The 15,531-nt window shown below is 62.7% G+C and carries 11 protein-coding genes; 2 read left to right on the top strand and 9 right to left on the bottom strand.

Going from position 1 to position 15,531, the window contains the following annotated elements; genetic code table 11:
• Position 1: 1 nt before the first annotated feature.
• From C7G41_RS04445 to urtA, 9 genes are all read right to left on the bottom strand, one after another.
• On the bottom strand, positions 2-3,031 hold the full coding sequence (locus C7G41_RS04445; protein ID WP_245446445.1) for an autotransporter domain-containing protein: 3,030 nt from the start codon (positions 3,029-3,031) through the stop codon (positions 2-4).
• A 298-nt stretch (positions 3,032-3,329) separates the two neighbouring features.
• The gene (locus tag C7G41_RS04450) at positions 3,330-4,370 is read right to left on the bottom strand and encodes an aliphatic amidase (protein WP_106941393.1); all 1,041 of its coding nucleotides are present in this window, start codon (positions 4,368-4,370) and stop codon (positions 3,330-3,332) included.
• Between the two features lie 38 nt (positions 4,371-4,408).
• The gene (locus C7G41_RS04455) at positions 4,409-4,771 is read right to left on the bottom strand and encodes a zinc ribbon domain-containing protein (protein WP_106941394.1); all 363 of its coding nucleotides are present in this window, start codon (positions 4,769-4,771) and stop codon (positions 4,409-4,411) included.
• A gap of 90 nt (positions 4,772-4,861) precedes the next feature.
• Positions 4,862-6,091: a formamidase gene (gene fmdA / locus C7G41_RS04460; protein WP_007615916.1), complete on the bottom strand. Its 1,230-nt coding sequence runs from the start codon at positions 6,089-6,091 to the stop codon at positions 4,862-4,864.
• A gap of 27 nt (positions 6,092-6,118) precedes the next feature.
• Entirely contained in the window at positions 6,119-6,808 is a 690-nt protein-coding gene (gene urtE, locus C7G41_RS04465) for an urea ABC transporter ATP-binding subunit UrtE (RefSeq protein ID WP_106941395.1), read from the bottom strand.
• Between the two features lie 11 nt (positions 6,809-6,819).
• A complete protein-coding gene (gene urtD / locus C7G41_RS04470) occupies positions 6,820-7,575 on the bottom strand; it encodes an urea ABC transporter ATP-binding protein UrtD (RefSeq protein ID WP_106941396.1) in 756 nt (251 codons plus the stop codon).
• A gap of 10 nt (positions 7,576-7,585) precedes the next feature.
• A complete protein-coding gene (gene urtC / locus C7G41_RS04475; RefSeq protein WP_106941397.1) occupies positions 7,586-8,725 on the bottom strand; it encodes an urea ABC transporter permease subunit UrtC in 1,140 nt (379 codons plus the stop codon).
• A 17-nt stretch (positions 8,726-8,742) separates the two neighbouring features.
• On the bottom strand, positions 8,743-9,669 hold the full coding sequence (gene urtB, locus C7G41_RS04480; RefSeq protein ID WP_106941398.1) for an urea ABC transporter permease subunit UrtB: 927 nt from the start codon (positions 9,667-9,669) through the stop codon (positions 8,743-8,745).
• A 130-nt stretch (positions 9,670-9,799) separates the two neighbouring features.
• Entirely contained in the window at positions 9,800-11,059 is a 1,260-nt protein-coding gene (gene urtA / locus C7G41_RS04485; protein ID WP_106941399.1) for an urea ABC transporter substrate-binding protein, read from the bottom strand.
• Positions 11,060-11,232: 173 nt separating this feature from the next.
• Between urtA and C7G41_RS04490 the strand changes: the two genes are divergently transcribed.
• A complete protein-coding gene (locus C7G41_RS04490; RefSeq protein WP_106941400.1) occupies positions 11,233-14,604 on the top strand; it encodes an ATP-binding protein in 3,372 nt (1,123 codons plus the stop codon).
• Entirely contained in the window at positions 14,588-15,517 is a 930-nt protein-coding gene (locus C7G41_RS04495) for a response regulator (RefSeq protein ID WP_199198128.1), read from the top strand. Before C7G41_RS04490 ends, C7G41_RS04495 begins: the two co-directional genes overlap by 17 nt.
• Positions 15,518-15,531 lie beyond the last annotated feature (14 nt).

Raw genomic sequence — 15,531 nt, forward strand, 5'->3', positions numbered from 1 at the left:
CCTACCAGGCGTAGCGCACGACGCCCTTGCCGGCGTAGGAGCGGGTGACGTTCGAGAATTCGCCTTCGAAGGTCGCCGACGCAGACCAGCCGTTCATCCAGGTCATCTGCACCGCCGCCGTGGTCAGCGCGGAATCGCGCGCCTGCGCGGCGCCGTTCACGACGAAAGCCGCGCCCGGCAGCGCCTGGAACACCGCGCCGATAGTGCGGTCGGGATTGTAATCATGCGCCCAGGCGAGGCGGCCGCGCAGAGTCATCAGGCCATCGGCCGCGGCAAAGGACCTGTCCGCGCGCAGGCCGAGTTCGGTGCGGGTAGAGGTCACGTCCTTGGCGGCATAGTTGAGCGCAAAGGTATTGTTTCCGACCACGGCGAACTCCGAATAATTCGGCAGGCTGAACAGTGTGGCCTGGGCCGCAGCATAGGGTGTCAGGCCAATCCACTGCGTGGCATAGCGGTAACCGCCCTCGACACGGCCCGAGAGGGCGTTGGTGTTGAACTGTGCACGCAACTGATCGACGCCGGCAGCCGTGACGATGCGATTGGTCGTGACGTCCTGCCAGCCATAGGCCAGCGCCGCCGTGATATAGGCAGGCCCAGCCGTGTGACGAATGAAGGCGCCGGCCTGGAACAGATCGGAGCGGCCCCAGCCGAGCCCGTTGACGTTGAAGCCCGTGCCGCCACCGGCAAGCGCGAAACCGGCGATGGTCGACGGCGAGAAGCGATAATCGAGGCCGACGGCCGTGCCGTAGACGCTGCTGCTGGTGTTGTTGGAGCCGAGGGCGGCATTGCCGTCCGTGGTCTGCGAGCCACCGTAACCAGCTGCCCAGACGTCCCAGCGCTGTTCGAACGTCGCAGTCGGGACCTTGCGGTAGATCGAGGCGAACGCGTCACGCGTGGTCTTGTCAAGCGCACCCTTGCCGGTCGCGGCATAGGCATTCGCACGCGTGTCGTCGGCATACGGCGTCGCGCCCGGCGTGCCACTGCGCCCCGAGCCGAACACGTCAGTCAGCAGGTTGATGAACAGGTTCATCGCGTTGAAGGTGGCCTGCTGTGACCCCGTCGCCGACTCGCCGGAAGCCTGCGTCAGGCCGTTGGGACCGAGGCCCGCGAACTCAGCTTGCAGGAAGCCATTGGCGTTGAAGAAATTCTGAAGCGTCGTGGCGACGTTCTTCTGATTGACGTTGAGAGCATACTTCGCGCCATAGTCGAGCGTGAAATTGAGATAGACGGTGCCGCTGGGATCCACCGTCGTCGTGCCGATCAGGCCTCCCGGAGCCGCGACCCCGGCAAAATTGTCAGTGGCAGAGCCGGAAAACTGCATGATCTTGTACTGCGGCAAGATGGTGCTGCCGGCATACAGCGAGACGCCGACGGTGCCATTCAGGGTGACACTGCCGAAAACATTGGCAAAGCTCGCAGTGGTTCCGCTACCGACCTGCACGAGGTAGAGCGCGCCGGACTGGAAGCTGAGGTCCCCTAGAACCTGCATGCTCGAGCCCGGCCCGCCGTCGCCGGGCACGTAGATGCCGCCGGTCGCGACAACAGTGTTGCCGACGATCCCGGCGCCGAACAGCGCGCCGCCCGCGTTCACAGTGGTCAGGCTCGATTGGGAGATATCACCATCAACCCGCAAGATGCCACGATTCACCGTCGTCGTGCCGGTGTAGGTGTTGGTACCCGACAGGATCAGCGTTCCGCTGCCGACCTTTTCAAGGGAGCCGGAGCCGATGAAACCGCACCCGCACGGATCGTAGTCGCCGATGACACCGTCGACCAGCGTCGAGCGATTGTTGCTACCGACGACGAGCGTGTTGCCACCGCCGATATAGTAGGTGCCATTGCCTTCGATCGAACCTGCCGTGATGCGGCCGTCACCGTTCGGGCCGAGGCTGATCCCAAAGTCAACGACACCTGTGCCGGTGGTGATGAAGCGCGCGTTGCCGCCGGTGGAATTGTCGTAAAATTCAGTCTTGCCGCCGTCGTTGGTGATGATCGTTGCGTTGCCGGCCGTCGTGAACGCGGCGAAATTGGTCAGGCCATCGGCCTCGTTGGTGATCGTTGCGTTGCCGGCAGTCGCCGTATCGGATCCGAGCGGCGTACCAAACAAGGTGGCACCAAAATCCTTGTTCACGATCGTGGCTGACGCGGCCGAGGATTGGTCAACGAACGCGGTGCCGCCGTTGTTCTGGTTGGTGATGTTGGCCGTGCCCGCATTGGTCCGGCCAAAGAAACCGGTCAGACCGCCGTCATTAATGATGGTCGCGCGGCCGGCCGTGGCAGTGTCTGTGCCGCCCCCGGTCGGATCTCCGAAATATATCTGGCCATTGTTGGTGATCACCATCGCGCTGGCAGAGGTCGCGTTGAAGAACTGCGTCGTGCCGGAGAAGTCATTCAAGAGCGTTGTGATGCCCGACGTGTCGGCGTTGACGATGTTGAAGAGGCCCTCGTTGACGACGGCGCCGATGATGCTCGCGGTATGGGTCGCGTCGCCAAGCTGCAAGGCCGCGCAGGAACAGATGAAGGTGTCACCGGTATAGGTGTTGGCGCCGAGCAGCGCCAGGATACCGGACCGCTGGACGTTGATCCCGCCGCTGCCGGTGATCCGCGAGGCAATCACGGCCGACGGGTCCGCCGTGCCGGTGACATCGTTGGTGAAGAATGTGGTGCCGCCCGGGGCCAGCCGGAGGTCGCCGCCCTGGATGGTGTAGACCGAATTGTCGCCGGTGACATCGAAGCCCACGAGGCTGGTGAGTTGGACGCCACCCGGCGCGACCGTCACGGTGCCGGCCGTGGCCGGCGTCGAGGCTCCCGAGTAGCCGAATATCGTGCCGGCTGATGCGGGATCGTAGGCGTTGCTGGTCGAACCAACGACGTCCGTCCAATTTGTGGTGGTGGTGTCCCATACCCCGTTGCCGCCGTTGATGGCACCGTTCGGCGTGGTCTGCGATCCGTTGAAGACCTGCTGGGCACCAACAGGGTTCGTCGACAGGAAGAGGCCGAACAGCACCGCAACGACGGACGATGCCGCCACGCCAATACGTAGCCGGCTCTGCCCGCTCGATGGCGACCGAAATTCCACCCCAACGCCTCATGACCGGCGCTCTCACCCGCGCCGCCGGCAAGTTAGGCGACGAGTTCCCTCCGTGAAACTACGGAATCCGTGGAATCGACAGTCGAGGGCACAACTGGAGTTGATTCCGCCGGCGATGTTGCAACCGCGCCACGGTTTGCACGACACAATCGCATTCCACGCGCGCGGGCCCGCGTCAGAATGTCCGCGCATGTATGCCCGTTCACATCGCTGCCTAAGTGCCCCGAGCGATAGTAGCCTAGTAATTGGTGGGCGCCGCTTCATTCGGGATGCCGTCGATCGGGCATTCGGCGGTCCCGGGCGTCGCGCGCGTCATCGCCTCGACCATGTCCCGGGTGCCCTCGGGATCGGCGATCCAGTTCTTGTAGAAATCATAGGGGCAGGCGGCGACGCCGCGCGGGCTTTCGCCGGAATTGATCATGCCGGTGTAGCCGCGGTGGACCAGCTTGTAGAGATGGTTCTGCGACTGGCCGTTGCGGCGCGCATCGCGGATCAGATGCTTCGACAACTGGGCATATTGGATGCCGTAGTCCTCCTCGCCGCACTCGCCGAGGGTGCGGCCGTCGAAGCCGATGATCGCGGAGTGACCGAAATAGGAATAGACCCCGTCGAAGCCGGCGGCGTTGGCGACCGCGACGTAGACGTTGTTGGCCCACGCCATCGCCTTGGAGATCATGACCTGCTGCTCCTTGGCTGGATACATGTAGCCCTGGCAGCGCACGATCAGCTCGGCGCCCTTCATGGCGCAGTCGCGCCAGATCTCCGGGAAGTTGCCGTCGTCGCAGATGATCAGGCTGACCTTCATCCCCTTCGGGCCGTCGGAGACATAGGTGCAATTGCCGGGATACCAGCCCTCGATCGGCACCCACGGCATGATCTTGCGATACTTCTGCACGATCTCACCCTTGTCGTTCATCAGGATCAGGGTGTTGTAGGGCGCCTTGTGCGGATGCTCTTCGTGGCGTTCGCCCGTGAGCGAGAACACGCCCCAAACCTTGGCCTTGCGGCAGGCTTCGGCGAAGATCGCGGTCTCCTCACCCGGTACCGCGCAAGCGGTCTCATACATCTCCGTGGAATCGTACATGATGCCCTGGGTGGAGTATTCCGGGAAAATCACTAGATCCATGCCGGGAAGGCCGGTCTTCATGCCCACCACCATGTCGGCGATCTTGCGGGCGTTATCGAGCACCTCGGCCTTGGTGTGCAGGCGGGGCATCTTGTAGTTGACCACCGCGACGCCGACGGTGTCGTTGCTGCTGGAGATGTCACCGTGAAGCATTGATTGCTCCTCTACTGTGTTTGAGATTGCTGCGTGAATCAGTGACTGATCATCCAGGGCCGCGCGGTCGGAAAGCCCTTCGCGCCGCTCCTGGTCTTGGTCACCAGCCGCGCCGGCTTCTTCTTGTCCGACGAGTTTTTCCCCGTGGAGCAGCAGCCGCAGCCTGGGCCATGCGAGGCCTTGTATTGCGCGAGCGTCTGCGGCGCGTGCGTGCTGCGCTCGTTGACGGCGTGAGACTTGCGCGTCTCCGACGGCATGCAGAAGAAGTTCGGGGCGGTCAGAATGACGCGCGGCGCCATGATTTCACATTGCGGACAGACCTGCGGATCGTCGCATTCGGCCATCGGGCGCATATCCTTGAACGGACCGCAATCGTCACAGAGATATTCATAGACCGGCATCGCATCATCCCTACGCTGTTGTCTGTGAGAGAACTGCCGCGGCGGATGCGGGGCGGCAGCTACGCCGTCCCACATCTCGTCGCGCAGGGATCATTTGTCCGGCGAGATCGGCATCTGGATATCGCCCTTGATGTGCTTGATCGGACCCGCCGAGGACGGCATCACGTCGAAGTCGAAGATTTCCGTCGGCAGCCATAATGTGGCGCAGGCGTTGGGCACGTCGACCACGCCGGAGATGTGGCCCTGAACCGGTGCGGTGCCGAGGATCGAATAAGCCTGGGCGCCGGAGTAGCCGAACTTCTTCAGATATTCGATCGCATTCAGGCAGGCCTGGCGATAGGCGATGGTGACGTCGAGATAGTGCTGCTTGCCGGCCTCGTCGACCGAGATGCCTTCGAAGATCAGATAGTCCTTGTAGTTCGGGGTGATCGGCGACGGCTTGAAGATCGGATTCTTGACACCGTACTTCGCCATGCCGTCCTTGATCACCTCGACCTTCAGATGCAGCCAGCCGGCCATCTCGATCGCGCCGCAGAAGGTGATCTCGCCGTCGCCTTGGCTGAAGTGCAGATCGCCCATCGAGAGACCGGCGCCGGGCACGTAGACCGGGAAGTAGATCTTCGAGCCGCGCGAGAGGTCCTTGATGTCGCAATTGCCGCCATGCTCACGCGGCGGTACGGTGCGCGCGCCTTCGGCGCCGATCTTGTCCTTGACGTCACCCTTGGCGCGGCCGCCATGAGCGGTCGGCGCGAATGGCGGGTTCGCCAGTCCGGGCACGCGGGTCGGGTTGGTCGCGATCAGCTCGGCCTCGCGCTTGTTCCAGGTGTCCAGCATCTTCGGATCGGGCAGACAGCCGATCAGGCCGGGATGGATCAGGCCGGCGAAGTTGACGCCCGGAATATGCCGCGACGAGGTGTAGAGGCCCTTGATGTCCCAGATCGATTTCTGCGCAAGCGGAAAATGATCCGTGAGGAAGCCGCCGCCGTTCTGCTTGGAGAAGAAGCCGTTGAAGCCCCACATGCTCTCCTTCATCGGACCGACGTCGAGCAGGTCGACGACGAGGAGGTCGCCGGGCTCTGCGCCCTTGACGCCGATCGGTCCGGACAGGAAGTGCACGATCGACAGATCGATGTCGCGCACATCGTCGGCAGAATCGTTGTTCTTGATGAAGCCGCCGGTCCAGTCATAGGTCTCGATGATGAAATCGTCGCCGGGATTGACCCAGGCTACGATCGGAATGTCGGGGTGCCAGCGGTTATGCACCATGTCATTTTCATAGGCCGACTTGGTGAGATCGACCTTGATCAGTGTCTCTGGCATCGAGATGCTCCCCTTTTACACGGTTGGTTAGACGGACAGATATTTCGAGACCTGCGCGGCATCGACGGCGTCGCGCGGATCGTCGCGGACGATCTCGCCGTTCTCGATCACCAGCACGCGGTCGGCGATGTCGAGCGCGAAGCTCAGGACCTGCTCGGACACGACGATCGAAAGCCCCTTCTCGTCGCGGATGCGCTTGAGCGTGCGCGCCATCTCCTTGATGATCGACGGCTGGATGCCTTCGGTCGGCTCGTCCAGCAGCAGCACTTTCGGCTTGGTCGCCAGCGCGCGAGCGATCGCGAGTTGTTGCTGCTGGCCGCCGGAGAGATTGCCGCCACGGCGGTCCTTCATCTCCAGCAGCACCGGAAACAGTTCGTAGATGTCACCGGGCACCTCGGTTCCGCCGGAGACGACGAGGCCGGTCTCGATGTTCTCCTTCACCGTCATGGTGGAGAAGATCATGCGGCCCTGCGGCACATAGGCAAGGCCCTTGGCGACGCGCTCGTAGCTCGGCAGGCTGCCGAGCTCGGCGCCGTCCATGGTCACCGAGCCGCTCTTCGTCGGCAGGATGCCCATCAGCGATTTCATCAACGTGGTCTTGCCCATGCCGTTGCGGCCCATGATCGCAACGATCTCGTTGGGCGCGACCTTGACGTTGAGACCGTGCAGCACCTCGCTCTGGCCGTAGGCGACGTGAAGATCAGAAATAGCCAGCATCGTCGTGCTCCTCAGTGACCCAGATAGACTTCGACCACCTTGGGGTCGTTCTTCACCTTCTCCATGGTCCCTTCCGAGAGGATCTGGCCCTGGTGAAGCACGGTGACCTTGTGCGCGATGTCCTCGACGAACTTCATGTCGTGCTCGATCACGAGCACCGAGCGGTTCTTGATGATGCGGTTGAGCAGCTCGGCGGTCTTGGCGCGCTCTGAGACGCTCATGCCGGCGACGGGCTCATCTAACATCAGAAGGTCCGGGTCCTGGATCAGCAGCATGCCGATCTCGAGCCATTGCTTCTGGCCATGGCTCAGCTCGGATGCATAGGTGTTGAGCTTGTCCCTGAGGAAGATCATCTCGGCGACCTCCTCGACCCGGTCCTTGACCTGCTGGTCGCGCTGGAAGGTCAGCGAGCCGAACACGGTGCGACCGCGCGGAAAGGAGATCTCGAGATTCTCGAACACGGTGAGATCCTCGAACACCGACGGCGTCTGGAACTTGCGTCCCACCCCGGCCTTGACGATCTCGTTCTCCTTCAGCTTCGTCAGCTCCGTGCCGCGAAACTGGATCGAGCCCTCGGTCGCTTTGGTCTTGCCGCAGATCAGGTCGAGTACGGTGGTCTTGCCAGCGCCGTTCGGCCCGATGATGACGCGGATTTCGTTCTCCTCGATATAGAAGGAAAGGTCATTGACGGCTTTGAACCCGTCGAACGAGACGGTTAGTCCGGAGACCGCGAGCAGGAATTCCTTGGGCTGACTTCCGACAAGCATTATCGTCTCCTCACTCTGCCGGCGCGCCGTCGGCGACCGAATTGTCTTTCCAGTCCGACTTCTTGCGCGAGGCGAACAGACGGTCGATCCGCGGCTGCACGTAGTCGGCCCAGAGCCCGGACAGACCGTTCGGGAAGGCGAGCACCACCGCGATGAACAGGGCGCCGAGGCCGAACAGCCAGAGTTGCGGGAAGGATTCCGACAGGCTGGTCTTGGCGAAGTTCACCAGAATGGCCCCCCAGATCGCGCCGAAGATCGACATCCGTCCGCCGACGGCGGTGTAGATCACCATCTCGATCGAGGGCACGATGCCGACAAAGGACGGCGACATGAAACCGACATTGAGCGCGAACATCGCCCCGCCGATCGCGGCAAAGACCGCGGCCATGCAGAACGCGAAGATCTTGAAGTTGGCGACGCTGTAGCCGGAGAAGCGGACGCGATCCTCCTGTTCGCGCATCGCCACCAGGATGCGGCCGAGCTTGGTCAGGCGGATGAACTGCGCGATGCCGATGCAGGCGAACAGCAGCACGACCTCGACGAAGTACAGGATGACCTTGGCGTGGTCGGGCCGGATGTCCCAACCTTTGAGGGTGCGTAGGTCGGTCATGCCGTTGATGCCGCCGGTATAGCCCTGCTGACCGACGATCAGGATGGTCAGGATGGCCGCGACGGCCTGGGTGATGATCGCGAAATAGGTGCCGCCGACGCGGCGCTTGAACATTGCGGTGCCGATGATCAGCGCGAAGATGCCGGGAACCAGGATGATGGCGAGGATGGTGAAGGTGAGACTGTGAAACGGCTGCCAGAACAGCGGCAGTGACGTGATCTGATTCCAGTCCATAAAATCCGGAATGCCGGGCGTCGACTGGATTTTCGTGTTCTCGACGCTGGAGGCTTCCAGCTTGAGGAACATCGCCATGCAATAGCCGCCGAGTCCGAAGAACACGCCCTGCCCGAGACTCAGAATGCCGCCATAACCCCAGCACAGCACGAGGCCGAGTGCGACAAAGGCGTAGGTCAGATATTTCGCGACCAGATTGAGGCGGAATACATCGAGCGACAGCGGCAGGATCACGAACAGCACGGCGGCCAGAACAATGAAGCCGATGAGCTCGGATCGATTGAAGAAGCGTGAGTTGATGACCATGATTTGTCTGCTTCTTGTTATTTGCGGACCTTGAGGGCGAATAGCCCTTGCGGCCGCAGCATCAGGATTCCGACGACGGCGAGCAGTGTCAGCACCTTGGCCATCGAGCCCGACAAGAAGAACTCGAGGGTGGATTGGGTCTGCGAGATCGAGAAGGCCGATGCGATGGTGCCGAGCAGGCTAGCCGCGCCGCCGAACACGACCACTAGGAACGTATCGACGATATAGAGCTGTCCGGAGGTCGGCCCGGTCGAGCCGATCATGGTGAAGGCGCTCCCGGCGACACCGGCAATGCCGCAGCCGAGGCCGAAGGTGTAACGATCCACCTTTTCGGTGTTGATGCCGACGGCACCGGCCATGATGCGGTTCTGCACGACGGCGCGCACCTGGCGGCCCCAGCGCGATTTGTACATCACGTAGGCGACGGCGACGGTGATCAGCACGGTGAGGCACATCACGAAGACACCGTTGATCGGCACCTCGATACTGTCCGAGACGTGCAGCGAGCCCAGCATCCATTGCGGCAGCTCGACGCCGACCTCGCGCGCGCCGAAGACGGAGCGATAGGCCTGTTGCAGCATCAGGCTGAGGCCCCAGGTCGCAAGCAGCGTGTCGAGCGGTCGCTTGTAGAGATGCCGTATCAGCACCCATTCCACCAACATCCCCAGCGCACCGGACGCGAAAAAGGCCAGGATCATCGCGAGGAAGAAGTAGCCGCTGAACAAGCTCGGCAAATAGGACTGGAAGAAATTCGAGGTCATCCAGGTGACGTAGGCCCCGAGGATCATGAACTCGCCATGGGCCATGTTGATGACGCCCATCTGGCCGAAGATGATCGCAAGACCCAGCGCCATCAGGACGTAGACGGAGAACAGGATCAGTCCTGCAAAGCCCTGCATGACGAAGATGGAGCCAAGGTCACCAAGCGAGTAGTCGCCGAACATCGATGTCCTCCGTCGGGAAAGGGTCCCGCGTCGCGAGCAGGTTCGCGACGCGGGGGTCTTAGGCGTGGACTTGCGATCCACGCCAGGGAGAGGTTTTGCCTGAAAGGGAAACGGCGGCGATGGCCGTGACTTACTGGTAGCCCTTGGGGAACGGATCCGGCTCGACCAGGTCGGCGGTCTCGTAGATCAATTCGAACTGGCCATCCAGCTTCGCGCGTCCCACCCGGGTCTTCGACCAGAGGTGATGATTTTCGTGAATGCGCACATAGCCTTCCGGAGCGCCCTTGAACTCGATGCCCGGCGACGCCGCCGCGATCTTGTCGATGTCGAAGGAGCCCGCCTTCTCCACCGTCAACTTCCACAGCCACGGGCCGAGATAGGCAGCCTGGGTGACGTCTCCGATCACGGTCTTCTCGCCCCACATCTTCTTGAACGCCGGGACGAAGGTCTTGTTGTTCGGATTGTCCAGCGACTGGAAGTACTTCATGCAGGCATAGGCGCCCGCGATGTTCTCGCCGCCGATGCCGTCAATCTCGTCTTCGGTCACCGAGATCGTCAGCAGCGCCTGCTTCGAGAGGTCGATGCCGGCGGCCTTGAGCTGCTTGTAGAACGCAACGTTCGAACCGCCGACGACGTCGGTGAAGATCACGTCGGGCTTGGTCAGCTTGATCTTGTTGATGACCGAGTTGAACTGGGTATTGCCGAGCGGATAATATTCTTCGCCGACGACCTTGCCCTTCAGCACGTTCTCGACATGCTTGCGCGCGATCTTGTTCGAGGTGCGCGGCCAGATGTAGTCGGAGCCGATGAAGAAGAACGACTTCGCGCCCTTCTCCTTGGCGATCCAGTTCAGGCCGGCGAGGATCTGCTGAGTGGCTTCCTGGCCGGTGTAGATGACGTTCTTGGACTGCTCGAGACCTTCATAGAAGGTCGGGTAATAGAGCATGCCGTTGTACTGCTCCATGACGGGCAGCACGGCCTTGCGGGACGCCGAGGTCCAGCAGCCCATGATCGCCGCGACCTTGTCGTTGACCAGCAGCTTCTTGGCCTTTTCGGCAAAGGTCGGCCAGTCGCTGGCGCCGTCTTCCTGGATGAACTTGATCTTGCGCCCGAGCACGCCGCCCATGGCATTGATCTGCTCGATGGCGAGCTTTTCGGCTTCGATCGAGCCGGTCTCGGAGATGGCCATGGTGCCGGTCGCCGAATGCAGGATGCCGACCGTCACCTCGGTGTCGGTGACCGCGAGGCCCGTGCTATTGACCGCCGAGGTCGCCGGGGCCTGTGCAAAAGATGCTCGCGGCAGCATCGTGATGGCCGGCAAGGCCGCCATTCCCATCAATAATTTGCGCCGGAGCGGCGATAACAGGCCCTTGTTCGCTTCGTCTGACATGAGCACCCCACTGTTGTTCGAGGACACGCGATTGGTGCCGTGAGGATGGCTCGAATTTGTGCACTGCAAGCATACGCAAGATCGCGTATACTGCACCGCAAAATGACGACGTAGGCTTTTGGTACGGGTTTTGCGAGGGGTCCGGTAAGTTCGGGAGTGGGAGTGGGGCTTAAGTGGCAGGGCGGCAGCGAATAGATCGCGTCAGGCGCCAGTACAATCAATGGGTCGCCAACCAGACGCTGGAAGACTACGCGCTGCGCTTCACCGCCAAAAGCGCGCGCCGGTGGTCCGCCGCCCGCGTCGCCAACACTGCACTGGGCGCAATCTCCTTTCTCGCGCTGGAGGCGATCGGCGGCACAATCACCCTGAACTACGGCGTTACCAATGCCACCGCAGCGATCCTCGTCGTCTCCACCATCATCTTCTGCTGCGGCGTTCCGATTGCCTATTATGCAGCCAAATGCGGCATCGACATTGACCTGCTCACCCGCGGCGCCGGCTTCGGCTATATCGGCTCGACCGTCACGTCGCTGATCTACGCCTCCTTCACCTTCATCTTCTTCGCCATCGAGGCGGTGATCCTGGCGACGGCGCTCGAGATGTGCTTCGGCATTCCGCGTCCGATCGGCTACCTCATCAGCGCGGTCGCGATCATCCCGCTTGTCACCTACGGCATCACGCTGATCAGCCGCTTCCAGCTCTGGACGCAGCCGATCTGGATCATTCTGCACATCCTGCCCTTCGCCGCGATCGCCTGGGCCAACCCTTACTCGTTCACGGAGTGGCGCAAATTCGCCGGCGAGCACGGCGACCCCAACGGACATTTCGATCTGCTGCTGTTCGGTGTCGCATCCTCGGTGGTGTTTTCGCTGGTGGCCCAGATCGGCGAGCAGGTCGACTTCCTCAGGTTCCTGCCGCGCGACCGCCGCACCTCGCGAACGTCGTGGTGGGCAGCCCTGCTGATCGCGGGCCCCGGCTGGATCATCTTCGGCGCGCTGAAACTGCTGCTGGGCTCGTTTCTCGCTTTCTTCGCGCTGAGCCACGGCCTCTCCAGCGAGCTGGCGGCCGAGCCTGCGCACATGTATCTCGAAGCGTTTCGCTACGTGCTGTCGCAGCCGGACATGGCCTTGGCACTCACCGGCGCGTTCGTGATCCTGTCGCAGCTCAAGATCAACGTCACCAATGCCTATGCAGGCTCGATCGCCTGGTCGAACTTCTTCTCGCGTCTGACGCATAGCCATCCCGGCCGGGTCGTCTGGCTGGTGTTCAACGTGATGGTGGCACTGCTGTTGATGGAGATCGGCGTCTACAAGGCGCTGGAGCAGACGCTCGCGCTCTATTCCAATGTCGCGATCGCCTGGGTCGGCGCGCTGGTGTCCGATCTCGTGGTCAACAAGCCGCTCGGCCTGCGGCCGCCGCAGATGGAATTCAAGCGCGCCCATCTCTACGACATCAACCCGGTCGGCGTCGGTGCGATGACGATCGCGACCATCGTCTCGATCGCCGCATTCTACGGCCTGTTCGGCTCGACCATGAAAGCGCTCGCGGCCTTTGTCGCGCTGACGGTCGCCTTCGTCACCGCGCCTGTCATCGCGTGGCTCACCGACGGAAAATACTACATCGCGCGCAAGCCCAAGAGGAGCTGGGCCAATATCGAATCGATCCAGTGCTGCATCTGCGAGCACCATTTCGAGCCGGAGGACATGACCTCCTGCCCTGCCTATGCCGGCCCGATCTGCTCGCTTTGCTGCTCGCTCGATGCGCGCTGCCACGATTTGTGCAAGCCGCATGCGCGGGCGCAGGTGCAGTTCGCCGACGCACTCGCCAGGATCTTGCCGCAGGCGATCTATCAGCGGATCAACTCGCAGTTCGGCCACTACATTGGCGTGTTCGTGGTCTCCGCGGGCCTCGTCGCGCTGGTGCTGGGGCTGATCTACCTCCAGACCTCGGTCAGCGTACCTGGCGAGAACATGCTCGTCTCCAACGTGCTCTGGAAGGTGTTCTTCTCGCTCAGCATCATCATCGGGGTCGTGGCCTGGCTGTTCGTGCTGGCGCAGCAGAGCCGACGGGCCGCCGAGGCCGAGACCAGGCGCCAGACCACGCTGCTGATCCAGGAGATCGACGCGCACAAGCGCACCGATGCCGAGCTCCAGCGCGCCAAGGAGATCGCCGAATCCGCCAACCTCGCCAAGAGCCGCTACGTGGTGGGCCTGAGCCACGAGCTGCGCTCGCCGCTGAATGCGATCAGCGGCTATGCCCAACTCCTGGAGCAGGACACGACGCTCAACACCAAGCCGCGCGACCAGGTCCGCGTCGTCCGCCGCAGCGCCGACCACCTCTCCGGCCTGATCGACGGCATTCTGGACATCTCCAAGATCGAGGCGGGGCGGCTGTACCTGTCGCGCGACGAGGTGCGCTTGTCCGAATTCCTCGACCAGCTCGTCGGCATGTTCCGCCTTCAAGCCGCCGCCAAGGGCATCGACTTCGTGTTCAGGCGGCCGGCGCATTTGCCGGTCGTGGTCTATGCCGACGAGAAGCGGCTGCGCCAGGTGCTGATCAATCTGCTGTCCAACGCGATCAAATTCACCCAAGCCGGCAGCGTCCATTTCGTGGTGCACTATCGCAGCCCGGTTGCAGAGTTCGAGGTGATCGACACTGGCCCCGGCATCCAGGGCGACGATCTCGAACGCATCTTCGCACCCTTCGAACGCGGCGCGCTCGGTGTCTCGCAGCCGCACACCGGCACCGGGCTGGGCCTGACCATCAGCCGGCTGCTCGCCGGCGTCATGGGCGGCGACATCAAGGTCTTGAGCACGGTCGGCCGCGGCAGCACGTTCAAGGTCAAGATGCTGCTATCGGAAGTCACCAATCCGCAGCGCATTGCGCCGGTGGAGGCCCCGATCTCCGGCTATCACGGCGCGCGCAAGACCATTCTCATCACCGACGACGATCCCGTGCATCGCGACCTCCTGCGCGAGGTGCTGACACCGCTCGGCTTCATCCTGCTCAGTGCGCCAGATGGACCTGGTTGCCTCGCGCTGGCCCAGCACTGCCGGCCCGATCTGTTCCTGCTCGATATTTCCATGCCGGGCATGGACGGCTGGACGGTCGCGGAGACGCTGCGCGCGAACGGCCATCATCAGGCACGCATCCTGATGGTGTCGGCCAGCGCGCTCGAAGCCCACGGCACACCGCTGGCGCAGCCCTTCCACGACGGCTATCTGATGAAGCCGATCGACATTCCCAGGCTTTTGGAAGGCATTCGCCAGCTTCTCAAGCTCGAATGGCAATACGGCTCGGACGAGATCGCCGTGCCGCTATGGCGGCCTGAGAGCGGCTCGCGGCCGCCTGTACGACACATCGAGGCGCTGATCGGGCTCGGTCAGATCGGCTACGTCAAGGCTATCCAGTTGAAGCTGGACGAGATCGGCAGTGAGCATCCTGAGCATGCCGACTTCGTCGCGGAAATGCGGTCGCTGATCGACCGCTTCGATCTCGACCAGTACATGGCCACATTGAAGACGTTGCATGCGTATGAGCACTGAGTCGAAAAAGCGCGACGTCGCGCTCGTTGTCGACGACTCCCCGGAGACGCTGCGGCTGCTCACCGACGCGCTCGACAGCGCCGGGATGACGGTGATGGTGGCGCTCGACGGCGCGGCCGCGATGCGCATTGTCGACCAGATCACGCCTGACATCGTGCTGCTCGACGCGGTGATGCCGGGCATGGACGGGTTCGAGACCTGCCGCCGCCTCAAGCGCGATGCGGGCCTTGCCAATGTCCCGGTGATATTCATGACGGGGCTCGCCGAGACCGAGCACATCGTGCGCGGGCTGGAGGCCGGCGGCGTCGACTACGTGACGAAGCCGATCGTGATCGAGGAGATGCTGGCGCGCATCCGCGTTCATCTCGGCAATGCGCGGCTGACGCAAAGCGCACGTGCCGCGCTCGACGTGTCCGGCCGATTCCTGTTCGCGGTCAACCGCCAGGGCAAATTGTTGTGGGCGACCCCGCAGGCGCAGAAGCTGCTGGCGGACCACCACGGCGCGCAGGCCGACGACGACTTCGTCCTGCCAGTATCATTGCTGCAATGGCTGGAGCAGGCAAAGGGCAAGGGCAGCTCGAAGTCCCAGGCGGCTTCCCTGCCCGACAATCCTCAGCTCCGGCTGTACTACATGGGCGAGACCGCGCCGAACGAGTTCCTGCTGCGGCTCTCCAAGGAGTCCGGCACCGCGCCGCCACCCGAATTCACCAGCGAGCTTGGCCTCACCACCCGCGAAGGCGAGGTGCTGGCCTGGCTCAGCAAGGGCAAAACCAACCGCGACATCGCGCAGATTTTGGGCTTAAGCCCCCGCACGGTCGACAAGCATCTCGAGCAGATCTACGCCAAGCTCGGCGTCGAGAACCGGACGGCTGCGGCGGCGATTGCGACAAATGCGACGAGAAGGAATTCGTAGCGGTGCTGCGGGTG

The sequence above is a fragment of the Bradyrhizobium sp. MOS002 genome, from assembly GCF_003020115.1.
In the GTDB taxonomy this organism is placed as follows: domain Bacteria; phylum Pseudomonadota; class Alphaproteobacteria; order Rhizobiales; family Xanthobacteraceae; genus Bradyrhizobium.